General features: G+C 69.0%; 24 protein-coding genes. 9 read left to right on the forward strand and 15 right to left on the reverse strand.

Going from position 1 to position 22,916, the window contains the following annotated elements:
• The 4 genes from A5646_RS00330 to A5646_RS00345 all read left to right on the forward strand — a co-directional run.
• Positions 1-650, forward strand: a 650-nt coding sequence (locus A5646_RS00330; protein ID WP_255362069.1) for an acyl-CoA dehydrogenase family protein, incomplete at its 5' end; no start/stop codon positions are given.
• The gene (locus A5646_RS00335) at positions 650-1,312 is read left to right on the forward strand and encodes a TetR/AcrR family transcriptional regulator (protein ID WP_067018977.1); all 663 of its coding nucleotides are present in this window, start codon (positions 650-652) and stop codon (positions 1,310-1,312) included. The genes A5646_RS00330 and A5646_RS00335, both read left to right, overlap by 1 nt.
• A gap of 5 nt (positions 1,313-1,317) precedes the next feature.
• Complete coding sequence (locus A5646_RS00340) at positions 1,318-1,944, forward strand: hypothetical protein (protein ID WP_067018980.1); 627 nt, start codon at positions 1,318-1,320, stop codon at positions 1,942-1,944.
• An 875-nt stretch (positions 1,945-2,819) separates the two neighbouring features.
• Positions 2,820-4,199 (forward strand): NAD(P)/FAD-dependent oxidoreductase, encoded by a 1,380-nt coding sequence (locus A5646_RS00345; RefSeq protein WP_067018983.1) that lies wholly within the window; start codon positions 2,820-2,822, stop codon positions 4,197-4,199.
• Here the strand turns inward: A5646_RS00345 and A5646_RS00350 are convergent.
• The 6 genes from A5646_RS00350 to A5646_RS00375 all read right to left on the reverse strand — a co-directional run bounded on the left by A5646_RS00350 (position 4,196) and on the right by A5646_RS00375 (position 10,359).
• Positions 4,196-5,422 (reverse strand): O-succinylhomoserine sulfhydrylase, encoded by a 1,227-nt coding sequence (locus tag A5646_RS00350; protein WP_067018986.1) that lies wholly within the window; start codon positions 5,420-5,422, stop codon positions 4,196-4,198. The genes A5646_RS00345 and A5646_RS00350 overlap by 4 nt on opposite strands.
• 16 nt (positions 5,423-5,438) lie before the next feature.
• The gene (locus A5646_RS00355; RefSeq protein ID WP_066879951.1) at positions 5,439-5,879 is read right to left on the reverse strand and encodes a rhodanese-like domain-containing protein; all 441 of its coding nucleotides are present in this window, start codon (positions 5,877-5,879) and stop codon (positions 5,439-5,441) included.
• 171 nt (positions 5,880-6,050) lie between these two features.
• A complete protein-coding gene (purT, locus tag A5646_RS00360) occupies positions 6,051-7,307 on the reverse strand; it encodes a formate-dependent phosphoribosylglycinamide formyltransferase (protein WP_066879949.1) in 1,257 nt (418 codons plus the stop codon).
• A 97-nt stretch (positions 7,308-7,404) separates the two neighbouring features.
• Positions 7,405-8,052, reverse strand: a complete 648-nt coding sequence (locus A5646_RS00365) for a PaaI family thioesterase (RefSeq protein ID WP_066872365.1) — start codon at positions 8,050-8,052, stop codon at positions 7,405-7,407.
• Entirely contained in the window at positions 8,049-9,347 is a 1,299-nt protein-coding gene (locus A5646_RS00370) for an adenylosuccinate synthase (RefSeq protein ID WP_066879945.1), read from the reverse strand. Before A5646_RS00370 ends, A5646_RS00365 begins: the two co-directional genes overlap by 4 nt.
• A 103-nt stretch (positions 9,348-9,450) precedes the next feature.
• Positions 9,451-10,359, reverse strand: a complete 909-nt coding sequence (locus tag A5646_RS00375) for a histidine phosphatase family protein (RefSeq protein ID WP_066879968.1) — start codon at positions 10,357-10,359, stop codon at positions 9,451-9,453.
• A gap of 408 nt (positions 10,360-10,767) precedes the next feature.
• Between A5646_RS00375 and A5646_RS00380 the strand changes: the two genes are divergently transcribed.
• From A5646_RS00380 to A5646_RS00390, 3 genes are read left to right on the forward strand one after another with little or no spacing between them, the layout of a single operon-like run.
• A complete protein-coding gene (locus tag A5646_RS00380; protein ID WP_231998200.1) occupies positions 10,768-11,346 on the forward strand; it encodes a peptidase M50 in 579 nt (192 codons plus the stop codon).
• Between the two features lie 9 nt (positions 11,347-11,355).
• Entirely contained in the window at positions 11,356-12,138 is a 783-nt protein-coding gene (locus A5646_RS00385) for a site-2 protease family protein (RefSeq protein ID WP_066872353.1), read from the forward strand.
• Positions 12,139-12,178: 40 nt separating this feature from the next.
• Positions 12,179-13,075, forward strand: coding sequence for a cation diffusion facilitator family transporter (locus A5646_RS00390; RefSeq protein ID WP_066879941.1), 897 nt, complete (start codon positions 12,179-12,181; stop codon positions 13,073-13,075).
• A gap of 4 nt (positions 13,076-13,079) precedes the next feature.
• On the opposite strand, the gene A5646_RS00395 is transcribed toward A5646_RS00390, so the two are convergent.
• Positions 13,080-13,493, reverse strand: coding sequence for a DUF3151 domain-containing protein (locus A5646_RS00395; protein WP_066872538.1), 414 nt, complete (start codon positions 13,491-13,493; stop codon positions 13,080-13,082).
• A gap of 120 nt (positions 13,494-13,613) precedes the next feature.
• Here A5646_RS00395 and A5646_RS00400 point away from each other — a divergent pair, with 120 nt between their 5' ends.
• Positions 13,614-14,483 carry a hypothetical protein gene (locus A5646_RS00400; protein WP_066872347.1) on the forward strand — a complete coding sequence of 290 codons (870 nt, stop codon included), beginning with the start codon at positions 13,614-13,616 and terminating at the stop codon, positions 14,481-14,483.
• Positions 14,484-14,567: 84 nt separating this feature from the next.
• Here A5646_RS00400 and fbaA read toward each other — a convergent pair whose 3' ends face one another.
• Complete coding sequence (gene fbaA, locus A5646_RS00405) at positions 14,568-15,602, reverse strand: class II fructose-bisphosphate aldolase (protein ID WP_067018989.1); 1,035 nt, start codon at positions 15,600-15,602, stop codon at positions 14,568-14,570.
• Between the two features lie 141 nt (positions 15,603-15,743).
• Here fbaA and A5646_RS00410 point away from each other — a divergent pair, with 141 nt between their 5' ends.
• Complete coding sequence (locus tag A5646_RS00410) at positions 15,744-16,436, forward strand: DedA family protein (RefSeq protein WP_066872341.1); 693 nt, start codon at positions 15,744-15,746, stop codon at positions 16,434-16,436.
• 21 nt (positions 16,437-16,457) lie between these two features.
• On the opposite strand, the gene A5646_RS30270 is transcribed toward A5646_RS00410, so the two are convergent.
• Genes A5646_RS30270 through ttfA form a run of 7 tightly spaced genes read right to left on the reverse strand, consistent with a single transcriptional unit; the run spans position 16,458 to position 22,823 of the window.
• The gene (locus tag A5646_RS30270; protein WP_067018992.1) at positions 16,458-17,810 is read right to left on the reverse strand and encodes a 3-oxoacid CoA-transferase; all 1,353 of its coding nucleotides are present in this window, start codon (positions 17,808-17,810) and stop codon (positions 16,458-16,460) included.
• On the reverse strand, positions 17,807-18,940 hold the full coding sequence (locus A5646_RS00420; protein ID WP_067018995.1) for a glycoside hydrolase family 76 protein: 1,134 nt from the start codon (positions 18,938-18,940) through the stop codon (positions 17,807-17,809). The genes A5646_RS30270 and A5646_RS00420 overlap by 4 nt, the downstream gene beginning before the upstream one ends.
• A gap of 49 nt (positions 18,941-18,989) precedes the next feature.
• Complete coding sequence (locus A5646_RS00425; protein WP_066872333.1) at positions 18,990-19,637, reverse strand: RNA methyltransferase; 648 nt, start codon at positions 19,635-19,637, stop codon at positions 18,990-18,992.
• Positions 19,634-20,548: a hypothetical protein gene (locus A5646_RS00430; RefSeq protein WP_067019031.1), complete on the reverse strand. Its 915-nt coding sequence runs from the start codon at positions 20,546-20,548 to the stop codon at positions 19,634-19,636. The genes A5646_RS00425 and A5646_RS00430 overlap by 4 nt, the downstream gene beginning before the upstream one ends.
• A 36-nt stretch (positions 20,549-20,584) precedes the next feature.
• Positions 20,585-21,124 (reverse strand): orotate phosphoribosyltransferase, encoded by a 540-nt coding sequence (pyrE, locus tag A5646_RS00435; RefSeq protein ID WP_066879966.1) that lies wholly within the window; start codon positions 21,122-21,124, stop codon positions 20,585-20,587.
• Positions 21,111-21,887, reverse strand: a complete 777-nt coding sequence (locus A5646_RS00440) for an SDR family oxidoreductase (RefSeq protein WP_067019059.1) — start codon at positions 21,885-21,887, stop codon at positions 21,111-21,113. The genes pyrE and A5646_RS00440 overlap by 14 nt, the downstream gene beginning before the upstream one ends.
• Before the next feature lie 57 nt (positions 21,888-21,944).
• Positions 21,945-22,823: a trehalose monomycolate transport factor TtfA gene (gene ttfA / locus A5646_RS00445; protein ID WP_067019043.1), complete on the reverse strand. Its 879-nt coding sequence runs from the start codon at positions 22,821-22,823 to the stop codon at positions 21,945-21,947.
• Positions 22,824-22,916 lie beyond the last annotated feature (93 nt).

Raw genomic sequence — 22,916 nt, forward strand, 5'->3', positions numbered from 1 at the left:
GCGACCTCTTCGTCGTCGCGGTGCGCACGTCGCCGGACCGTCACCACGGCCTGTCGCTGCTGGTCGTCGACCCCACCACACCGGGGTTCTCCCGCGGCCGCAACCTGGACAAGATCGGCCTGCACGCCCAGGACACCAGCGAGCTCACCTTCACCGACATGCGGGTGCCCAGGGCCAATCTGCTCGAGGACGAGGGCAAGGGCTTCTACCAGCTGATGAAGAACCTGCCCCAGGAGCGGCTCGCGCTCGGGGTGGGGGCGGTGGCCGCAGCGGAAGGCATCCTCGCCCAGACGCTGGACTACGTGCGGGACCGCACCGCGTTCGGCTCACCGATCGCCAGCTTCCAGAACAGCCAATTCGTCCTCGCCGAACTGGCCACCGAAATCGACATCGCCCGCACCTATCTCGACGACTGCCTGGCCCAGCACCTGGCCGGCGAGCTGACCGCCGCGCGCGCCGCGCGGCTCAAGTGGTGGACCACCGACCTGCAGGTGCGCACCGCCGACCGCTGCCTGCAGTTGCACGGCGGCTACGGCTACATGCGCGAATACGGCGTGGCGCGCGCCTTCGTCGACGCCCGCATCCAAACCATCTACGGCGGCACCAACGAGATCATGAAGACGATCATCGCCAAGGACCTGGGCATCTGATGGCCGTCGACTACAGCGAGCTGCCCGTCGAGGAGGCGGTGCGCGCGGCCCGGGCCGACTCGCGACGCCGCCAGGTGCTCGACGCCGCGGTCAAGGTCATGGGCCGCAACGGGTTTCACCAGATGTCCATGCAGGACCTGGCGCGCGAGGCCAAGGTCTCCGTCGGCCTGATCTACAAGTACTTCGGCGGCAAGGAGGACCTGCTGCTCGCGACGATCGTGCGGATCCTCGACGCGTTCCGCGACCAACTGGCACCGGTCATCGCGGCCGCCGGCGACGACGTCGTCGACCAGCTGACCGCGGGCGTGCGCCGCTATATCGAGATCGTCGACGAGAACCTCGACGGCGTGGTGCTGACCTACCGGGAGAGCCGCACCCTCGGGGGGCCAGGTCGCACGCAGATCAAGGACCTCGAAATCGCCACCGCCGCACCGCTGCGCACGGTGATCGAGGCCGGCATCGCCCGGGGCGCCTTCCGCGACGTCGACGTCGATCTCACCGTGTTCGACGTCATGCTGCTCGCCCACGGCTGGGCGCTCAAGCACTGGCATTTCGGGACGAATTACAGCCTCGATGAGTACATCGCGCTGCAGACGCGCCACCTGCTGACCGGACTGATTGCCGACGACCACCGCGCCGACTACGCGGACGTGCTGAAATAAAGGTCATGAAACTCACCGCGCGCCGGCTTCGCAGCACGATCGCGCTGCTGGCCCTGGGCGCCGCCACCGGCCTGCCCGCGGCGGGCGCCGATCCCGCCGCGGCCCTGCCGGCGATGACCTCCAGCGGCAGCGGGCCGATCATCGGCGGCGGCTCGACGGCCGGGCAGGGAATCTCCCAGCAGCTCTTCAGCTTTGGCAAGCCTGACGTGGTGCAGGAGGTGGACGGCTCGGACGCGGCGCAGTTCATCAACGCCGCGGCCGGGGTCGCCAACCAGCAGCTGGCGGGCCCCTTCTCGCTGCTGCGCCGGGCGTTGACCTGCCAGACCAACAACGCCGGATTCGGCGCACGCGCCTACCGGCGCAACGACGGGCAGTGGGGAGGCGCGATGTTGGTCGCGGCCAAGAGCGCCACACCCAACGTCGACGGCCTGATCGCCTGTGCCAAGACCAACTGGCGCAGGTCGGCGGCGGGCGGTGAAGCCGCGATGTGCAACAACGGCTGGACCACGCCCACGTCGTACGAAAGCCGCCGTGGCGAGACGTATTACATCCTGCTGGCCGGCACCGCCGCCGACTTCTGCAGCGACCTCAACGCCAAGTACAAGACCGACGCCAACGCGTGGCCGTTCTAGGCCGACGCGGGTGCCGCCGCCCGGCGGTGAAACCAATTGTCGGCTCGACGGTTTCGCCGCGACCCGGACACCGCCGGTTTGGGCGCGCTTTTGAATTCATATCCAGTGTGCGCGCACCGGCCCCGAGCAGCGGTTGAATAGCGCTCCAATATAGCCTCGCCGGGATAGCGGCGCAGAATATTTCTATTTCTCACCGCCGCCGGATTTTGCTGAAATTCCATTGCCGCCAAGGCGGCCGCATACCGCTCGTGACGCCGAATCATCCGTTTGACGAATCGTGCCGCAATATTCACGAAATCCCTTAGCTCCAAGCGGTTGACCGCGTAAACTCGCCCGCGTCGGGCATCAGACAATCGTCTCCCAGACGAAGGGGGTTCTTATGTCACGTCGTACCGGCAAAATCGTCCTCGCCTTGGTCCTCGCTTTCGCAGCACCGATGACCTCGGCTTGTACGGTTCCGCTAGTTATCGACTGCGGACCCGGTTTGACCTGCACCGGATAGCAGCTCAGTAACCGAAAAGCCACAAAGCAATTTGTGGCTTTTCGTTCGCATAACACTTCGCATAGCGAAGACCAACGGGTGACCGGCCGGGGCCGCGACACGGGTCGCTGGATCGGCGCGACTCCGGCCGGGATCCTGCACCACACAAAGCATTTCGGGTAGGTGCGCGGCGCCTTGTCGCGCGTCGACACCCGGAGGTTCTCCAGACCCGTTGCCTTGCAACGGGTCTGGTCATACGGCGCCCGCCGGTCAGGTGTGGCTGTCGTGCGCGGCGCCGCCGTTCCTTCGGATGCTCGCCTTTCTGCGGGGTGGCGTCGTACGGTGGACATGCGCTGGGAAGATCGACACCCAGGCCCACGCAGAAGGGACAGGCATGTCGCGCCATCGTGTCGTCATCATCGGAAGCGGCTTCGGCGGACTGTCCGCGGCCAAGGCGCTCAAGCGCGCCGACGTCGACATCACCGTGATCTCGAAGACCACCACGCATCTTTTTCAGCCGCTGCTGTATCAGGTGGCCACCGGCATCCTGTCCGAGGGCGACATCGCGCCGACCACCAGGCTGATCCTGCGCCGCCAGCGCAACGTCCGGGTGCTGTGGGGCGAAGTCTCGGCCATCGACCTCACCGCCAAGACGGTCACATCCCACCTGATGGGCATGGAGACGGTGACGCCCTACGACAGCCTGATCGTGGCCGCCGGCGCACAGCAGTCCTACTTCGGCCACGACGAATACGCCGCCTTCGCGCCCGGGATGAAGAGCATCGACGACGCCCTGGAGTTGCGCGGCCGCATCCTGGGCGCCTTCGAGGCGGCCGAGGTCGCCACGGATCCGGCCGAGCGCAAACGCCGCCTGACCTTCGTCGTGGTCGGGGCCGGGCCCACCGGGGTGGAGCTGGCTGGCGAGATCGTGCAGCTGGCCGAGCGCACCCTGGCCGGGGCCTTCCGGACCATCACCCCCAGCGAATGCCGCGTCATCCTGCTGGACGCGGCGCCCGCGGTGCTGCCGCCGATGGGGCCGAAACTCGGCCTCAAGGCGCAACGCCGGCTGGAGAAGATGGACGTCGAGGTGCAGCTGACCGCGATGGTGACCGCGGTCGACTACATGGGCATCACGGTCAAGGAGCAGGACGGCTGCGAGCGCCGCATCGAATGCGCGTGCAAGGTGTGGGCGGCGGGGGTGCAGGCCAGCTCCCTGGGCGCGATGCTCGCCGAGCAGTCCAGCGGAACCGAAACCGACCGCGCCGGAAGGGTGATCGTCGAACCCGACCTCACCGTCAAGGGCCACCCGTACGTCTTTGTCGTCGGCGACCTGATGTCGGTGCCGGGCGTCCCCGGCATGGCGCAGGGCGCCATCCAGGGCGCCAAATACGCGGCGACCGTCATCAAGCGCGCGGTCAAGGGCGACGACGACCCCGCCGAACGCAAGCCGTTCAAGTACGTCAACAAGGGCAGCATGGCGCTGATCTCGCGCTACAGCGCCGTCGCGCAGGTCGGCAAGGTGGAGTTCGCCGGATTCATCGCCTGGCTGGCGTGGCTGGTGCTGCACCTGTACTACCTGATCGGCCACCGCAACCGCATTGCCGCCATGTTCGCCTGGGGCATCTCGTTCCTCGGCCGCACCCGCGGCCAGATGGCCATCACCAGCCAGATGATTTACGCCCGCCCAGTGGTGGATTGGCTGGAGCGGCAAGCGCAGGACGGGACGCTGGCGGCCGCCGAGCACGTCGACTCCGCCGAAAAACAGGCCGGCTAACTCAACGCCCGGTCGATGTCGGCGATCAGATCGTCGGTGCCCTCCAGCCCGACGGAGATGCGCACCACGCCGTCGCCGAGCCCGATCGCCGCGCGCCCCTCCGGGCCCATCGCCCGGTGTGTGGTTGTCGCGGGATGCGTCACAAGGGATTTGGCGTCACCGAGGTTGTTCGAGATGTCGATCAGCGCCAGCTTGTCCAGCACCTCGAACGCCCGCTGTTTGGCCACGCTGTCCGGGCAGTCCAGCGCGAAGGTGATCACCGTTCCCCCGCCGGACATCTGGCGCTTCGCCAAGTCGTATTGCGGGTGCGAGGACAGATACGGGTAGCGCACCCAATTCACGGCCGGATGGCTCTCCAGGAATTCGGCGATCCGCAACGCCGACGAATTGCTGTGTTCCACCCGGACCGCCAGCGTCTCAAGCCCTTTCACCAATACCCAGGCGTTGAACGCGCTCATCGCCGGGCCGGTGTGCCGCATCAGCTTCTGCACCGGGCCGTCGATGTACTCCTTGTCGCCCAGGATGGCCCCGCCGAGCACCCGGCCCTGGCCGTCGATGTGCTTGGTGCCGGAATACACCACCACGTCGACGCCGAGCGGAATGCCCTGCTGCAGAAGTGGTGTGGCAAAAACATTGTCCAGCACCACCTTTGCGCCCGCGGCGTGGGCAAGCTCGCACACCGCGGTGATATCCACCAGTGACTGCATCGGATTCGACGGCGTCTCGAAGAACACCGCCGTGGTGGGCACCGACAATGCCTGCTCCCACTGCGCCAGGTCGTCACCGTCGACGAAGACGGTTTCGACCCCCCACCGCGGCAGGATCTCGTTGCACACCACGAAACAGGAACCGAACAGGCTGCGCGATGCCACCAGCCGGTCCCCCGCCCCCAGCAACGCCCCCAGCGAGGTGAACACCGCCGCCATGCCGCTCGCGGTGGCGAAGGCCGCGGGCGCCCCTTCCAACAGGCGCAGCCGCTCCTCGAACATCGTCACGGTCGGGTTGCCGTAGCGCGAGTAGACGAAGTGATCCACCTCGCCGGTGAACGACTGCTCCGCCACCGCCGCGGACTCGTAGACATAGCCCGACGTCAGATACATCGCCTCGGCGGTCTCGTCGAAACCCGAACGCAACAGCCCGCCGCGCACGCCGATGGTCGCCTGGCTGACTCCGTCGGGCAGCGCCGCGGGCGTGCGAATGGCGCCGTCGTCGGCCGGTTTCATCGCCGTTTCAGCCCTGTCAGCCCTGTTTCCAAGGCAATCCGATGGCCCGCCAACCGGTTTCGCCCCGGTGACCGTTGGCGTCGAGTTGGCCCTCGAAACCGTCCAGGATGTTGTAGGCCGGTGTGATGCCCAGCTCGGTGGCCACCTCGGCGGCGCCGATGGAGCGGTTTCCCGAGCGACACAGGAACAGCACCGGGCGCTCCGCGTCGGCCTGCGCCGACGCAACCTGCTCGCGCAGTTGCTCGGCGAAATTCTCGTTGCGCCGTCCGTCGGACGAATTCCACTCCAGGAACAACACCTCGCGGCCGAGGCTGGACAGATCGGGCACACCGACGAATCGCCATTCGGCGTCGGTGCGCACGTCGACCAGCACGGCGTTGGGGTTGTCGCTGAGCAGCTTCCATGCCTCCAGCGGCGTGATGTCGCCCGCGTAGGAGTGTGCGCGCTCTGTGCTCATGCTCGTATCCCTCGTTCTTCGTACGCGTTGTCAGCCACACTATCCGCGCCCGGGCGCTCAAGCCCCGGCCGGATTCCCCCGGACCCACAGCGATTACCTGACCTGAGATGGTATCGAGGCCTAAGCGGTACCCGCTTGGCGGCGGTGGATTCGCGCGAAGTACCGGCCCGCTCAGGCGGGTGACTGCGGCGCGGCCAGCCGGCCGGCGACCTGGCCGGCGCGCTCCCGCGCGGCCGTCACCTCGGGCGCGGTGGCCAGGGCCCGGTAACCGCGTCCGAGGACACGCAGGTCGCTTTCGGGCACGCTCAGCGCGCCGCTCAGCGCGGCGGGGTCATGGGAGTCGGCCGGCTCGATCGCGCGGGTGGCGGCCGGCGACACCATCATGGTGTCCACCGGCAGGCCCAAGACCGTGCGGGCCTGCAGTTCGAACGCGGACAGGCGCTGGCTGCGCAGCGTCACCCAGGCGCTGTCGGTCGGGTATGCGGTGACGTCGACGAAGTACACCTCGTCGCCATTGATCATCAGTTCGACCGCGAAGACGCCGCGGCCGCCCAGCGCCTTGACGATCCGCGCGGCGATCGACCTCGCGGCGTCGGTCGCCGCAGCGCTCAACTTCTGCGGCTGCCAGGATTCCAGCACCTGCCCGCCGGAGCCGCGATGACCGATGGGCGAACAGAATTCGATCGACGGGCCCGCCGGGCCTTCGCTGCGCACCGCCAGCAGCGTCACGTAGAACTCCACTTCGACCACGGTTTCGGCCAGCACCCGGGGCTGGCCGGGGCCCGCATGACCGCCCACCGCCCGCTGCCAGGCGGGGCCGAGGTCCTCGCGGCGCGCCGCCACCGACTGGCCCGACCCGCTGGGCCCGGCCACCGGCTTGACCAACAGCGGATATCCCGCGTGCGCGCCCACCGCCTCGAGTTCGCCCAACGACCCGACGAACCAGAACGGCGCGGTGGGCAGCCCCAGCTCGTCGGCGGCCAACCGGCGCAGGCCCTCGCGGTCCGCGCTCAGGCGCACGGCGCGAGCGCTGGGCACCAGCACGGGGTGCTCGGCACCGGATCCGGTGGCGATCCGGTCGAGGGCCTCGGCGGCGACGGTGTCGGTCGCGGTCACCACGAAGTCGGGTTGCAGCCGTTGCAGCGCCGCGGACAGCTCGGCGGCGTCGCTGAGCGGCAGCACCAGCGCCTGATCGGCCACGCCGTGGGCGGGCGCGTGCGGGCGCGCGTCGACGGCGATCACCCGCGCCCCGAGGCGCCCCAGGTCGATCGCCAGCTCCCGGCCGATCTCGCCGGCACCCAGCAGCACCACCGTGGGCCTGCCGTCGGCGGGCGCCGCGGGCGGGGCTTCGGCGCGCGCCGGCGCTTGCTGGGGCACCACGAGCGCCGTCGTCTCGTCGTCCCGTCCGTCGGTCAGGCCGTCAGTCACGGCTCAAGGATAGGTCGGTTCCTGTGGTGCGCCGGTCGAGCCGCCCGCTGACGATGCGGCCCGCGTAGCGGGGTGCTGAGGAAGCGGGCCACCTAGCCTAGGGCTGGCCTGGGAGTAACTGCACCATCAGGCCGTTGGCCTCGGCCAGCAGCGCGCCGTCGGTGTCGACCAATTCCGCCGACACGAACGCCTTGCGCCCCTCGGTGCCGGTGACCCGTCCGCGGACCACCAGCGGCACATCGATCGGGGTGATCTTGCGGTAGTCCACATGCAGGAACGCCGTGCGGCTGATCGGGCGGTTCGAGGCGTGCGAGACCATCCCGAACATGTGGTCAAACAGCAGCGGCAGCACGCCGCCGTGCACCGCGTAGTTGCCACCGACGTGAAACCGGGTGAAGCGGCCCTGCATCTCGCAGCCGTCGGGCTCGTAGCGCGTCAGCGTCCACGGCGGCAACAACAGGCTGCCCATGCCGGGCAGGTCGGGGGTGCGCCCGGCGGGCGCCTGTCCCTCCACGGCGGCCTGGAAAGGACCGAGCAGCTCGGTCAGCGCCGTGACACGGTCGGCCGCGTCGTCCCACACGTCGTCGTCGGGGTCGGCCGACACCGCGAGGTCCTGCAAGCGCCGCATGGCCGCCACGAACCGCCCGAAGCCCGGGCCCGGGCTGGCCACCCCGTATTCCGGGAAGCCGCCGTGGTGTTCGTATTCGGGGTCGAGGTCTTTGGGATCCTGGGCCGCATCCGTCACGGGCGGGCTGCCAGCACGTCGCGGCGCACGATGGTCTGTTCGCGCCCGGGGCCCACGCCGATGCACGAAATGTGCGCTCCGGCAAGCTCTTCCAGTCGCAGTACGTAGTCGCGCGCCTTGGCAGGCAGATCGTCGAATTCCCTGGCGTGCGAGATGTCCTCCCACCAACCGGGCAGCTCCTCGTAAATGGGCTCGGCGCGCGCCAAATCGCTTTGCGTCATCGGCATCTCGTGGATGCGTGCCCCGTCGATCCGGTAGCCCACACACACTGGAACCGTCTCCAGGCTGGACAGCACGTCGAGCTTGGTCAGAAAGAAGTCGGTGATGCCGTTGACCCGGGTGGCGTAGCGGGCGATGACGGCGTCGAACCAGCCGCAGCGCCGGCGCCGTCCGGTGGTGACGCCGAATTCACCGCCCGTCTTCGACAGGTACTCGCCGTACTCGTCGAACAGCTCGGTGGGGAACGGGCCCGAACCCACCCGGGTGGTGTAGGCCTTGAGGATCCCCAGCACGGCGGTGATCCGGGTGGGCCCGATGCCCGACCCCACGGCGGCGCCGCCGGCCGTCGGATTCGACGACGTCACATAGGGATAGGTGCCGTGGTCGACGTCGAGCAGGGTGCCCTGCGAGCCTTCCAGCAGGACCGCTTCGCCGGCCTCCAGCGCGGTGTTGAGCAGCAGCCGGGTGTCGGCGATGCGGTGCCGGAAACCCTCGGCCTGCTCCAGCAGGGCTTCGACCACCTGGTGCGGGTCGAGCGCCTTGCGGTTATAGATCTTGACCAGGATCTGGTTTTTCAGCTCCAGCGCGGCTTCGACCTTGTGCGTCAGCACCTCCCGGTCGAGCACGTCGGCGACCCGGATGCCGATGCGGGCGATCTTGTCCTGGTAGCAGGGCCCGATGCCGCGGCCGGTGGTGCCGATCTTCTTGTTGCCCATGTAGCGCTCGGTGACCTTGTCGATGGCCACGTGGTAGGGCAACAGCAGGTGCGCGTCGGCGGAGATGAGCAGTTTGGAGGTGTCGACGCCGCGGTCCTCGAGGCCCTTGAGCTCGTCCAGCAGGACGCCGGGGTCGACCACCACCCCGTTGCCGATGACGTTGGTGACGCCGGGGGTGAGCACCCCCGACGGGATCAGGTGCAGCGCGAAATTCTCGCCGGTGGGCAAGACGACGGTGTGTCCGGCGTTGTTGCCGCCCTGGTAGCGCACCACCCACTGCACTCGCCCACCGAGCAAATCGGTGGCCTTCCCTTTGCCCTCGTCGCCCCATTGGGCGCCGATGAGGACGATTGCCGGCATGACACGCTCCCACCTGATCTCGCCTGCGTATTGTGGTCCAGCCGGTGACCCACCCTAGCCTGGCGGCCGCGCGGGCCGCCGGTGGCCGACTGAGCCGGGCAAATCAGCTTAAGCCAGGAGACGTCGCGACCGGCGCACTTGCCGTCGCGGGCGGTTTGGTCGCGCATACGCCGGTCCTGGTCGACGGGTCCAACATCAGGCACAGGCCGTTGGCGCCGCGAGCGTTCTTAGTGCCCGACCAACCCGGGTGCACCGGTTTCCCGTTCCAGCTGATCAGCGTCCAGCCATCGCGGGGGCTGCCCTGGATCACGACGATGCCCGTGTTGGGCAGCGGATCGAAAAGCAGGAGCAACGGATCGGGGTTTCTGACGGTCATCATCGTCCCGACGCCGATGGCGAATTCGCTGGAGAACGCCACCTCGGTGATACTGCCGTTCGCGGCGCGGACCGGGTTGGCGACCGCACTGGCATACATCGTCTGGAGCACGTCGTTGAAGCCGCCCGCGTTGGTCGCGGCATTGCCGTACACGGTTTGCAGCGCGCCGTTGAAACGCCTGCGGAACTCGTACCCGTTGGCGTCGGTGGATCCGGGGGCGAACATCGGCACGATCCGCAGCCCGAGCATCCACGCGACCGGTGCCAGCAGGTAGGCCAACCCGCCGAGGCTGACCTGCGGCTGGCCGTTGAAGGCGCCGGCGTCGATCTCGTTGAGCCCCGGCAACGCCTGCACATTCATCCCCAACGCGGCAGCCAACGGCGCCGCGGTCTGCTGCGTCCTGATCAACTGCGACGCGAAGATCGCGGCGACCGGGCCCTTCGCCATGAGCACGCCGGCGACGGTCTGAGCCTGCTGCTGACCAAGCGCGGTGAGCGACGCTCCGGGCGGCGCGGTGTCGATCAGGGCCGCCGCATTGGCCGTCGACTGCCCATGCCGCACCAGGTCGATCACGATCGATTCGTCGGCCGAGGCCTTCGCAGATCCGTTGCACAGCAGTACGATTGAAAGCCACACGGCGCCGACGCGGCGGAACTGCCCCGTCAGCAACGGAGGCGGGTGGGGCCGGCACCCGACGCGACCAATGCGGTTCGCGCGGTTGACAAGACGACGGTAAATCGGCGAATGGTAGTTCTCCGTTCCCTCAACCACTCGTGGCGGGATTCCGCGCAACGTCGGCCCTGTGGCAGGAGTAAAGTATCCGGTTGTTTACCGGCAGCGTTGCAACAACTTTCGTAGTCGACACCATGTTGTGACTGTGTCGTTATGACGAGCACTTCCGGCGTCGCGGTGCGCATCTGGCCAGAGACGTTGGGAGCCAATGACATTGACTAGTGCGTGATTGGATGGGCTGTGACGCAAGGAGATCGGGGCGCCGCGGTCCTGGTGTTCGGCGGACGGCCCCTCTACCGACCACTGCGGGACATGCACACCCACCGGGTCACCGGCGAAACCGACGTCGACGCCGCCATCGGCCCGTATCGGCGGCTGGTCGTGCTGGGCGGCGACGCCGAGCTGGCCGCTGTGCTGACCCGACTGTTGCGTGCCGAGCGCCTCGACATCGAGGTGGCCTACGTGCCGTGCCGGCGCACCCGCGCGACCCGGATCTATCGCCTGCCGGCCGGGCGCCGGGCGGCGCGCCGCGCCGGGCGTGGTGCGCCGCGGCGGGTGCCGCTGATCCGCGACGAGACCGGGTCGGTGATCGTCGGGCGGGCCGGCTGGGTGCCGCCGGATGACGCACGGTCCATCCATGGCGAGGCGGTGGTCGACGACACCACGCTGTTCGACGGGGACGTCGCCGGGGTGTGGATCGAGCCGACGCTGGCCATGCCGGGGCTGCGCGCGGCGATCGTCGGCCGGCCGTGGCGCCACTGGGTCACCGGCCGCGCGGCCCAACTGGGCAGCACGGGCGTCGCCGTGCTGCGCGACGGTGTCTTCGCGCCCCGCACCGCGCGGCGATCGGCGTTCTACCGCCACATCGAAGGCTGGCTGCTGGTCCGCTAGTTTCGATCGGTGAGCTTCCCTGCCTCCCAACACGAATCGGTACGGCCCAGCCCGATCTTTCTAGGCCTGCTCGGGCTGACGGCCGGCGGCGGCGCGCTGGCCTGGTCGGCCGGGGCCAGCGCGCGGCCGCTGGCCTACGCCGGGGTCTTCGTCTTCGTCATCGCCGGCTGGCTGGTGTCGCTGTGCCTGCACGAATTCGGGCACGCGCTGACCGCCTGGCGGTTCGGCGATCACGATGACTCCGTGCGCGGGTACCTGACCCTGGACCCGCGCCGCTACGCCCATCCCGGGTTGTCGCTGGCGCTACCCATGGTCGTCATCCTGCTGGGCGGAATCGGCCTGCCCGGCGCGGCGGTCTACGTGCGGACCTGGTTCATGACGCCGGCCCGGCGCACCCTGGTCAGCCTTGCCGGCCCGGCGGCCAACCTCGCGCTCGCGGTGCTGCTGCTGGTGGTGACGCGGTTGTTCTTCGACCCAAGGCACGTCGTGCTGTGGTCCGGCGTGGCCTTCCTCGCGTTCCTTCAGCTCACGGCCGTGCTGCTCAACCTGCTGCCCATCCCGGGCCTGGACGGATACGACGCCCTGGAGCCGCACCTGAGCCGCGACACCCAGCGGGCGCTGGCGCCGGCCAAGCAGTGGGGCTTCGTCATCTTGCTGTTCCTGCTGCTGGCCCCCGTGCTCAACCAGTGGTTCTTCGGGCTGGTGCTGTCGCTGTTCGACCTGTCCGGTGTGCCGGACGTGCTGGTGGGCTGGGGCAACGCGCTGACCCGGTTCTGGAGCCGCTGGTTCTGACCCTTGCCATATATGCGCTATTGCGCATATATTTCGCGCCATGGGCGCAGGCCACAACCACACCCCGGCCGAGACGGACGACGCTCGGGTGATCCCGCGCATGGTCGCGGCCGCCGCGATCCTGGCGGCGTTCTTCGTGGTGGAGCTGGCCACCTCGTTGCTGATCAACTCGATCGCGCTGCTGGCCGACGCCGGCCACATGCTGACCGACGTCGTCGCGGTGTTCATGGGGCTGGCCGCGGTCACGCTGGCCCGCCGCGGCAGCTCGTCACCCGCCCGCACCTACGGCTGGCATCGCGCCGAGGTGTTCACCGCCGTCGCCAACGCGGCGCTGCTGATCGGCGTCGCGGTGTTCATCCTCTACGAGGCCATCCGGCGGCTCAGCGAAGCTCCGACCGTGCCCGGCGTGCCGATGATCGTGGTCGCGCTGGCGGGGCTGGCCGCCAATCTCGTCGTCGCGCTGCTGTTGCGTTCGCACTCGTCGGGCAGCCTGGCGGTCAAGGGCGCCTACATGGAGGTGGTCGCCGACACCGTGGGCAGCCTGGGCGTGCTGATCGCCGGTGTGGTGACGGTGACGACGCACTGGCCCTACGCCGACGTGGTGGTGGCCGTGCTGGTCGCGCTGTGGGTGCTGCCCCGCGCCGTCGCGCTGGCCCGCGACGCGCTGCGGATCCTCTCCGAATCGTCGCCTACCCACATCGACGTCGAGGAACTGCGCGCCGCGCTCGAGGCCGTCGACGGCGTGATCGACGTGCACGACCTGCACGTGTGGACGCTCTCCCCCGGCAAGGACATGTGCACCGCACACCTGATCAGCGCCGGCGACTCGGCCCGGGTTCTGCACGACGCGCGCGCCGTGCTGTCGGCTCGCGGGCTCGAGCACGCCACCGTGCAGATCGACTGCCCCGACGACAGCGATTGTTCGGACAGCTTCTAAGGCGTCACAGCCCCAGCGCCGGGCGCGCCTCGGGGTCGCAATCGTCGAGCAGGTCCAGGCAGCGCGAGTATTCGTCGGTTTCGCCGATGGTGTCGGCGGCGCGCGCCAGGGCCGCCACACACCGCAGGAAGCCGCGGTTGGGTTCGTGCGAATAGGGCACTGGGCCGAAGCCCTTCCAGCCGTTCCTGCGCAGCTGGTCCAGGCCGCGGTGGTAGCCGGTGCGGGCGTAGGCGTAGGCGGTGATGGCCTGGTCGTCGGCCAGCGCCTGCTCGGCCAGTGCCGCCCAGGCCACCGACGCGGTCGGATGCGCGGCGGCGACGATGCCCGCCTTTTCACCGGCGAGCAGTTCCGCCTCGGCATCGGCATCTCCGGGCAGCAGGATCGGGTCGGGCCCTAGAAGATCTCCCATCGGCGTCATGGCTCTATTCTGCAGCTCGCTCGTTTTGCCCGCGTGACGCACCTCGGCCATCGCCGCGAGCCGGGTACTCGGTCGCTAAGCTCTGCAACTACCCCACGAAGCGGGAGGACAGTAGTACTCATGCCCAACCCATCCGAACCCGACCGCGGCGGCGCGCCGAAACGGCCCGGGTTCGACCCACGCGATTCGCGCACCGAACCGAGCGACGAATGGGGGGCCGAGTCCGGCTTCGACACCGGAGAAGACGCTACCGAGAGCGTCCCCATGGTCCCCACCGACTCCGAGACGGAGACCGTGGTGATCAACAGGCCCGACCCGCAGAGCGGCCCCGAAGAAATCGCGGATGGGCCGCAGCGCGAACGGCGCTTCACCGCGCCCGGCTTCGACGCCAAAGAGACCGCGATCATCAACACCACCGCCGAACCCGCCACCGAGGTGTTCGCGACGCCGCCGGGAGACGCCACCACGCAGTTCGGCGCTCCGCCCAAAGCCGCTGTCCCGCAATCGATTCCGCCGCGGTTCGGGGGGAAGCTGCGCACCTCGCGGCAGTTCAACTGGGGCTGGATACTGGCGCTGGTGGTGATCGTGCTGGCGCTGGCGGCGATCGCGATCCTGGGCACGGTGCTGCTGACCCGCGGCAAGCACGCCGGCGTCTCGCAGGAAGACCAGGTTCGTCACACCATCCAGAATTTCGACGTCGCAATCCAGCGCGGTGACCTGACCACGCTGCGCACCATCACCTGCGGCACCACCCGCGACGGCTACGCCGACTACGACGAGCACGCGTGGGACGAGACATACCGACGGGTGTCGGCGGCCAAGCAGTATCCGGTGATCGCCAGCATCGACCAGGTGGTGGTCAACGGCCAGCACGCCGAGGCGAACGTCACCACGTTCATGGCCTATGACCCGCAGCTGCGCTCGACTCGCAGCCTGGATCTGCAGTACCGCGACGACCAGTGGAAGGTCTGCCAGTCCGCCAGCGGCTAGGCATTTCCGCCGTCTCGTGCCGAACGCCCGGCCAGCCGGGCAACCGGTGCCGAGCGCCCGGCCAGCCGGGCAACCGGGGAGCGGCTAGGCGCTCACCGACTTTCCGGCGCAATGCAGGTCGGTGCAGGCCTGCACCACCCGCTCGGACATCGACGCCTCCGCCTTCTTGAGGTAGCTGCGGGGGTCGTAGACCTTTTTGACGCCGACCTCGCCGTCGACCTTGAGCACGCCGTCATAGTTGGCGAACATGTGACCGGCGATCGGGCGGGTGAACGCGTACTGGGTGTCCGTGTCGACGTTCATCTTCACCACTCCGTAGCGCAGCGCCTCCTCGATCTCCGAAGTCAGCGACCCGGACCCGCCGTGGAAGACGAAGTCGAACGGCTTGGCCTCGGCGGGCAGTCCCAGCCTGGCCGCGGCCACCTTCTGGCCCTGCGCCAGGATGTCGGGGCGCAGCTTGACGTTGCCGGGCTTGTAGACCCCGTGGACGTTGCCGAAGGTGGCGGCGAGCAGGTACTTGCCGTGCTCGCCGTGGCCCAGCGCGTCGATGGTCTTCTCGAAGTCGTCGGGGGTGGTGTAGAGCTTGTCGTTGATCTCATTGGCGACGCCGTCCTCTTCGCCGCCCACCACGCCGATCTCGATCTCGAGGATGATCTTGGCGGCCGCCGCGTCCTTGAGCAGGTCGCGCGCAATCACCAGGTTCTCGTCGATCGGCACGGCCGAGCCGTCCCACATGTGTGACCCGAACAGCGGGTCTTTGCCCGCCGCGACCCGTTCGGCCGAGATGGCCAGCAGCGGGCGGACATAGGTGTCCAGCTTGTCCTTGGGGCAATGGTCGGTGTGCAGCGCAACGTTGACCGGATATCTGTCGGCGATGCAGCGGGTGAACTCGGCCAGCGCCACCGCACCGGCCACCATGTCCTTGACACCCAGCCCCGAGGCGAATTCCGCACCGCCGGTGGAGAATTGGATGATTCCGTCGCTGCCGGCGTCGGCGAAGCCTTTGAGGGCCGCGTTCACCGTCTCCGACGACGTGCAGTTGATCGCCGGGAAGGCATAGGCATCCTTCTTGGCGCGTCGCAGCATCTCGGCGTAGACCTCGGGCGTGGCGATGGGCATCAGACACCTCCTGACGGCTGGTCCTACCCAACCACGGATGCGTGGTCGACAGCTACCCGGCGAAGCGCGGCGCGGGTTAGTCCGGGCCTTAAGGTCCGGTCCGTGCGGGCCGGGGTCGTTTCGCCGGTATGTTGAGGAATCATGAGCACCGCCGTGACGGCCCTGCCCGACATCTTCGACCCCATGTACTGGTTGGGCGCCAACGGCGTCTTCGGGTCGGCGGTGCTGCCCGGCATCCTGATCATCGTCTTCATCGAGACCGGGCTGCTGTTTCCGCTGCTGCCGGGCGAGTCGCTGCTGTTCACCGGCGGCCTGCTGGCCGCGCACCCCAATCCGCCGGCCAGCATCTGGGTGCTGGCCCCCGCCGTCGCCACCGTGGCGATCCTGGGCGACCAGACCGGGTATTTCATCGGCCGGCGCATCGGCCCGGCGCTGTTCAAGAAGGAAGACTCGCGGTTCTTCAAGAAGCACCATGTGACCGAGTCGCACGCGTTCTTCGAGAAGTACGGCCCCTGGGCGATCATCCTGGCCCGGTTCGCGCCGTTCATCCGAACGTTCACACCGGTGGTCGCCGGGGTGTCGTACATGCGCTACCCGGTGTTCTTGGGCTTCGACATCGTCGGCGGCATCCTCTGGGGCGGCGGCGTGACGCTGGCCGGCTACTTTCTGGGCAACGTGCCGTTCGTGCACCACAACCTGCAGAAGATCCTGCTGGCCATCCTGCTCGTCTCGCTGATGCCGGCGTTCGTCGCCGCCTGGCGCAGCTATCGGGGACGCCGCCACGCGCACAGCGCCGAGGACCGCGAACCCGAGCGGCTGCCGGCGGCCGAATAGCCGGCCACCGCCGGCGCGGGATCAGAGCGCGACTTTGAAGTCGCAGCCCGTCTTGGCGCGGACGTCCTCGACCGTGACGCCGGGCTGCAATTCGGTGAGCACCAGCCCCTGTCCCGGTTCGACGTCGAAGACGCACAGGTTGGTGATGATCATGTCGACCACGTTCTTGCCGGTGAGCGGCAGCGTGCACTGGCTGAGGATCTTCGGGCTGCCGTCTTTGGCGGTGTGATCCATCAGCACGATCACGCGCTTGACCCCCGACACCAAATCCATTGCGCCGCCTGGGCCTTTGACCATCTTGCCGGGCACCATCCAGTTGGCCAGGTCGCCGTTTTCGGCGACCTCGAGCGCGCCCAGGATGGACAGGTCGATGTGGCCGCCGCGGATCATCGCGAAGGAATCGGCGCTCGAGAAGAAGCTCGACCCGGGCAGGCTGGTGATGGTCTGCTTGCCCGCGTTGATCAGATCGGGGTCGACGGCGTCCTCGCTCGGGTAGGCCCCGATGCCGAGCAGGCCATTCTCCGATTGCAGGGTGACCTTGATGCCGTCGGGAATGAAGTTGGCCACCAACGTCGGGATGCCGATGCCCAGGTTGACGTAGAAGCCGTCGCGCAGTTCCTGGGCGGCGCGCTGGGCCATTCGCTCGCGAAGGGGGCTGTCGCTTTTCAGCGCGGCGCCGCCGCTGGTGGTGCGGAACTCGATGCGCTTCTCGTAGCCGGTGCCCTCGATGATGCGGTCGACGTAGATGCCGGGGGTGTGGATCAGGTCGGGATCCAGCTCGCCGACCTCGACCAGCTCCTCGACCTCGGCGACGGTGACCGCGCCGCAGGTGGCGATCATCGGGTTGAAGTTGCGCGCCGTCTTGCGGTACACGAGATTGCCGGCGGTGTCGCCCTTCCACGCCTTGACGATCGCGACGTCGGCCCGGATGCCTTCTTCCAGAACGTATTCGATGCCGTCGAAGACCCGGGTGTCCTTGCCCTCGGCGAGGTTGGTGCCGAACGCGGTGCGGGTGTAGAAGCCGGGGATGCCCGCGCCGCCGGCGCGCAACTTCTCCGCCAGCGTGCCCTGCGGCGTCAGCACCAGGTCCAGCTCACCGGCCAGCACCTGGCGCTCGAATTCCTTGTTCTCGCCGACGTAGGACGCGATCACCTTCTTCACCTGGCGTCCCTTGAGCAGCAGTCCCATGCCGAAATCGTCTACGCCGGCGTTGTTTCCGACGATGGTGAGGTCCTTGATGCCGCTGTCGACCAGGGCCTGGATCAGCTTCTCCGGAATGCCGCACAGACCGAATCCGCCAGCGGCGATGGTGATGCCGTCCTTCAGCAGGCCGTGCAGAGCCGACTCTGCGTCGTGGTGAACCTTATTGCTCACAGGGTGCTCCCGTTCTTCGACTCGGCGGAGACGTTACAGGCGGCCTCCATGAGCATCCACCCCGACAGCTGCACCGACAGGTCCCGCTCGGCGACCTCGGAGGCCATCACCGCGCCCTCGACGAATTCCGCTTCTTTGCCGCCCGCCGTGGGCAGCTGGGCGTCGCGGTCCCAGAACGGGCCGAACACCGGCAGCCCGTCCACCGCCTGCCTGTTGTCCCAGGCCGCCTTCGCGCTGGCCAGCACGATCCGCCGGGCGGTGTCGCGCGCCAGCGCGTCGTCGGCCGACTCCCCCGGCAGCGTGGTGGCCACCAGCGCCAGGTAGCGGGCGGTCACCCCGGCGAACAGACCGCCGTCCCCGCCGCCGGCCCCGGCCAGCACGCCCGCCGGCGCCATGTGTTCGTCCACCGCCGCGACCAGCCGGTGCACCCGGGCGGCGTGACGCTGCCTGACCTCGAGCGCGGTGCGGGCGGCCAGCTCGGTCTCCAGCCCGAGCACCACGCCCTGGCAGTAGGTGTACTGAGCGCGCACCAGCGAACCGTCCTTGACGCCGTCGAACACCAGGTGGGTCTCCGGGTCGATCAACGTCTGGTCGATCCAATTCCCCATCTGCTCAGCGCGTTTCAGGTGGTCGCCGTAACGCGCGAGGAAAATCCCGGCCGGGCCGTTGGCCGGGGCGTTGAAGAACTGGTCGGACTTGCGCCAGGGGATCCCGCCGCCGTCCTCGGGCGCCCAGGCCTTGACGAACTGCGCGGCGAGCTTGGGCAGGGCGCGGCGGCGCTGCACGCCGGCGATCCGGGCGGCGCGTTCGAGCGCCAGCGCCAGCCAGGCCATGTCGTCGTAGTAGCTGTTGACCCAGGAGAAGTTGTTGCGCAGCCGGTGCGAGCGGACCTGCCGGTTGATCTCGGTGTGGCGGTGCGGCTGCGGATCCCGCTGCTGGGCGTCGACCAGGCAATCGAGCAGATGCGCCTGCCACCAGTAGTGCCAGGTGCCGAACCAGCGGTCGCGCCGCGTCGCCGGCCAGGCGACCACCCCCAGCTGCGTCGCGGGAAGTCCCCAGAGGCGTTTCAGGTGTCGTTGCGTGACAGCGGCTTCGCTGCTGGCCGCGCGGTTGACCCAGAGCTGATCCATACCTGTCGATCCTGCCGCACCCGGTTGACTGTGCGCGTACGGCGTCGGGCTACCAGGCCTGGGACAGATCGGCGTGCTGCTTGACCCAGGCGTGCATGGCGATGCCGGCGGCGACGCCGGCGTTGATGCTGCGCGTGGAGCCGAACTGCGCGATCGACACCGTCAGCGTTGCGCCCGTGCGGGTGTCATCGGTGATGCCGGGGCCCTCCTGACCGAACACCAGCAGGCACTCGCGTGGCAACGTGGCCTCCTCCAGGCGCGCGGCGCCCGGCACGTTGTCGACGGCCACCACCGTCAGGCCGGCGTCGGCCGCGAAGGCGAGCAGCTCGGCGGTGCTGTCGTGATGGCACAACCGCTGATAGCGATCGGTGACCATGGCGCCCCGGCGATTCCATCGCCGCCGCCCCACGATGTGCACGGTGTGCACCGCGAAGGCGTTGGCGGTGCGCACCACCGAACCGATATTGGCGTCGTGGCCGAAGTTCTCGATCGCGACGTGCAGGGGATGCCGGCGCCGGTCGATGTCGGCGATGATTGCCTCGCGCGTCCAGTACCGGTAGGCGTCGACGACGTTGCGAGTGTCGCCCTCGCGCAACAGTATTGGGTCATAGCGCGGGTCTTCGGGGAGCTCGCCCCGCCACGGGCCGACGCCGGCGGGCGGGGTCGCGGACCATTCGGTGGGCCCAGGTCCGCTCATCGCTGCGTCCACACCCCGGCGTGCGTGCCGTCGATGGCCAGCGTCGCGTACAGCAGCGCGTCGTTGATCTCGCCCTCGGTGCACAGTGACGCGTTGACGTGCACCGCATCCAACGACGCGTCGGGCAGGATCAGCACCGACGACCCGTAGGTCGAGCAGGCCGGGTTCAGTCCCGGGGCGGGCAGGGTCGGCGAGGCCAGCAGCATCATCGGCCCGCCGCGCTTGACGGACTCGTCGCGGTAGCGGGCCGCGACGGCGGTGGCCTCCAACCCCAACAGCATGTAGCCGTTGCCGGTGAACGCTCCCGGATCACCCAGCTGCATCTTGGTCACCGGCTTGCCGTCGGCGCGCCACGCCGACAGGCTGGCGGTCTTGACCGCGAGTCCGCCGCTGTCGTTGGGGTTGGTGGGCAGCAGCCCCACCGGGAAGGCGACCGGGTAGGCCGACGAGGTGTCCGGGATCCGGTCGCGCGGCGAGTAGCCGTAGACGCCGCGCACCTGGCTTCGATCCTTCAGCGGCCCAAGGCAAACCGTGCCGGTAAGCCGGTCGCGGGACGCCGAGAGCGGCGCGGGGACGTCGCGCACGTTGGTGGTCTTCGCTTGGAAGGATTTGTCACAGCTGCCCAGGCCCGCGGTCTCGAGGGGGTGGGCCAGCGCGCCGTAGAGCCCGAAGCGGATGTCCTCGGCTTTGGCGTGCGGGTCCTTGGCCGAGGCCGGGCTGGCGTCGACGTCGACCAGCACGTAGTCGCCGTCCCAGCGCAGATTCGACACCGACATGTTCCAGCCCAGCAGCGCCAGCGATTCACCGAGCCGCGCGCCCTGGGCGCCGTAGGGACGCACCGGCTGGCTGGACGACGAGCAGCCGGCCAGGCAGGCCACCACGCACGCGAGCATCGCGAGGGCGCTACGCATGATTCAGCGGCTCGGGCTACAAAGATCAGCCGGCAACTAGCTCAGCCCCAGGTCGGCGAGCCCGAGCACGCTTCGATAGGGCAGCCCCTCGGCCTCGATGGCCTCGGCGGCGCCGGTGGCGCGGTCCACCACCGTGGCCACCCCCACCACGTCGCCACCCGCCTCCTGCACGGCGCGCACCGCGGTCAGCGCCGAGTTGCCGGTGGTGCTGGTGTCCTCGACGACCAGCACCCGCTTGCCGGAGACCTCGGAGCCTTCGATAAGGCGTTGCAGCCCATGGGTTTTCGCGGACTTGCGCACCACGAAGGCGTCGATCGGCCGGCCCGGCGCGTGCATGACGGCGGTGGCCACCGGGTCGGCGCCCAGCGTCAGGCCGCCGACGACGGCGTAGTCCCAGTCGCTGGTCAGGTCGCGCATCAGCGTGCCGATCAATGCCGAGGCGCGGTGGTGCAGGGTGGCCCGGCGCAGGTCGACGTAGTAGTCGGCCTCCGTGCCGGAGGACAGCGTGACCCGCCCGTGCACCACCGACAGGCGCCGCACCAGCTCCGCCAGCTCTTCGAGGTCAGGTCCGGCCACGGCCACTCCCGATTCGTTTGGTGACGGCCCGCATCAGGGTCCGCGGCAGCAGGCGCTCGGCGGCGATGATCGCCTTGTACTGCAGGCCCGGAATGCTGATCACCTTGCCGCGGGCGATATCGGCCAGGCTCTGGCTGACCACATCGTCGACCTCGAGCCACATGAACGACGGCGACTTGGCCATGTCGATCCCGGCGCGGTCGTGAAATTCGGTGTGCACGTAGCCCGGGCACACGGCGTGCACGGACACCCCGGTGCCCTGCAGGCCCACCGACAGGCCCTCGCTGAACGAGATCACCCACGCCTTGGACGCCGAATACGTCGACCCGCGCCCGGGCACCAGCCCGGCGATGCTGGCGATGTTGACGACGGTGCCCGCGCCGGCCGCCAGCATGGCGGGCAGCGCGGCGCGGGTCAGGTGCATGACCGCGGTGACGTTGACGTCGAGCTGGGACTGCAGCAGCGCGGGGTCGGCGGACCAGAAGTCGCCGGAGGTGCCGAAGCCGGCATTGTTGACCAGGACGCGCACTCCCCCGGCCGCGAGCCGGTCACAGACGCGCTGACGGGCGGCCGTATCGGCCAGGTCGGCGGGCAGAATCTCGACGGAACCGGAGTGTTGCTGCAGTTCCTCGGACAGTCCGGTCAGGCGGTCGACATCGCGGGCGACCAGGACCAGGTCGTAGCCGTCGCTGGCATAGCGTCGCGCGAACCCGGCGCCGATTCCGGACGTAGGCCCGGTGATCAGGGCGACGGGGCGAGGCATGAGCGACATCCTAATGACGTCGGCAGCACCGGCCTTGCGGCCACCCGGGGCGCGCCGTCAGCGCTGATAGTTGCTGGCCTGCTGGCCGTTGCGCCCGGGCGGTGGGCGGCGGATGGTCTCCGAACGCCCGTCGGCGGGCTGGGGCTGGTCGCGGCGCAGCGGCTCGGCGGCGCGGCGACCCGACGGCGAGTCGGGGCCGAGCAGCCCCGCCACGTCCTGCTGCGCGCGCCGGGGCGGCAGCTCCGCGCGGCCCGCGGGCGCCAGCGGCCGGCTGGGTGAGGCGTTGCGCAGTCCGGACGGCGGCCCGGCCTCCTGCGGGGCCTCCTCCGGCAGCGGCGGCAGTACCCGCAACAGGTCGTTGAACTGGCGCACGGTGCGCAGGCCCTCGTCCCACTCGGTGCGCGTGCTGGTGATTGGCAAGGCCACCAGCGTCCAGTTCTGCTCGTTCCACATGATCTCGGCGCTGTCCGGTGCGGTGTGCGCGAAGGTGACCATCCGGCGGTCGCAGGCCCGGCGGGCGGCGTCGAGGTTGGTGGAGTACACCATCCGCGGCCCGATCGCTCCCAACAGCCAAATGTCGCTCTCCCGTGGCTCTTTGAGCCCCTTGAGGCGCAGGTCCACCACCACGTTGGTGCCCACCTTGCGGTGCAGCGCGATGACGGTGGCGACCTCTTCGAGGTCGAAGATGTAGACGGCCTCACCGCGAATCTGGCCCAGCACCACGTTCTGGGCGGCGACGTCGCCCACCGTCGACATCACGCCGCGCTTCCAGCGCTTGAGGATGTCGGTCGATTCAGGCTCGTAGTCGAATCCGTGCGATCGCGCCCACGACTTGCGGCGCCTGCTGCGCCCGCGCCGCCGATCGATGTCGACGTACAGCAACACCCCCGCACCGACAAAGCACAGCGCGGAGAGCGTGAACCAGAGGGGGACCATCCAAAACAGGGTATCTGCTATTGGCCCGGAACACAGAAGGCGACCAGGTCACAACCCAATCACAGCTGCGCCCGCCCGGGCGCATAAGCGCCG

Origin of the sequence: Mycobacterium sp. 1245499.0 (genome assembly GCF_001673615.1) — a bacterium.
GTDB classification, from domain to species: Bacteria; Actinomycetota; Actinomycetes; order Mycobacteriales; family Mycobacteriaceae; genus Mycobacterium; species Mycobacterium europaeum_A.

What these genes read in the sequence shown, in the direction of transcription:
- A5646_RS00335 (WP_067018977.1), top strand. Translation starts at nt 650, where the DNA reads ATGGCCGTCGACTACAGCGAGCTGCCCGTCGAGGAGGCGGTGCGCGCG.
- A5646_RS00340 (WP_067018980.1), top strand. Translation starts at nt 1,318, where the DNA reads ATGAAACTCACCGCGCGCCGGCTTCGCAGCACGATCGCGCTGCTGGCC.
- A5646_RS00345 (WP_067018983.1), top strand. Translation starts at nt 2,820, where the DNA reads ATGTCGCGCCATCGTGTCGTCATCATCGGAAGCGGCTTCGGCGGACTG.
- A5646_RS00350 (WP_067018986.1), bottom strand. Translation starts at nt 5,422, where the DNA reads ATGAAACCGGCCGACGACGGCGCCATTCGCACGCCCGCGGCGCTGCCC.
- A5646_RS00355 (WP_066879951.1), bottom strand. Translation starts at nt 5,879, where the DNA reads ATGAGCACAGAGCGCGCACACTCCTACGCGGGCGACATCACGCCGCTG.
- A5646_RS00370 (WP_066879945.1), bottom strand. Translation starts at nt 9,347, where the DNA reads ATGCCGGCAATCGTCCTCATCGGCGCCCAATGGGGCGACGAGGGCAAA.
- A5646_RS00380 (WP_231998200.1), top strand. Translation starts at nt 10,768, where the DNA reads ATGCACACCCACCGGGTCACCGGCGAAACCGACGTCGACGCCGCCATC.
- A5646_RS00390 (WP_066879941.1), top strand. Translation starts at nt 12,179, where the DNA reads ATGGGCGCAGGCCACAACCACACCCCGGCCGAGACGGACGACGCTCGG.
- A5646_RS00395 (WP_066872538.1), bottom strand. Translation starts at nt 13,493, where the DNA reads ATGACGCCGATGGGAGATCTTCTAGGGCCCGACCCGATCCTGCTGCCC.
- A5646_RS00400 (WP_066872347.1), top strand. Translation starts at nt 13,614, where the DNA reads ATGCCCAACCCATCCGAACCCGACCGCGGCGGCGCGCCGAAACGGCCC.
- fbaA (WP_067018989.1), bottom strand. Translation starts at nt 15,602, where the DNA reads ATGCCCATCGCCACGCCCGAGGTCTACGCCGAGATGCTGCGACGCGCC.
- A5646_RS00410 (WP_066872341.1), top strand. Translation starts at nt 15,744, where the DNA reads ATGAGCACCGCCGTGACGGCCCTGCCCGACATCTTCGACCCCATGTAC.
- A5646_RS00420 (WP_067018995.1), bottom strand. Translation starts at nt 18,940, where the DNA reads ATGGATCAGCTCTGGGTCAACCGCGCGGCCAGCAGCGAAGCCGCTGTC.
- A5646_RS00425 (WP_066872333.1), bottom strand. Translation starts at nt 19,637, where the DNA reads ATGAGCGGACCTGGGCCCACCGAATGGTCCGCGACCCCGCCCGCCGGC.
- A5646_RS00430 (WP_067019031.1), bottom strand. Translation starts at nt 20,548, where the DNA reads ATGCGTAGCGCCCTCGCGATGCTCGCGTGCGTGGTGGCCTGCCTGGCC.
- A5646_RS00440 (WP_067019059.1), bottom strand. Translation starts at nt 21,887, where the DNA reads ATGCCTCGCCCCGTCGCCCTGATCACCGGGCCTACGTCCGGAATCGGC.
- ttfA (WP_067019043.1), bottom strand. Translation starts at nt 22,823, where the DNA reads ATGGTCCCCCTCTGGTTCACGCTCTCCGCGCTGTGCTTTGTCGGTGCG.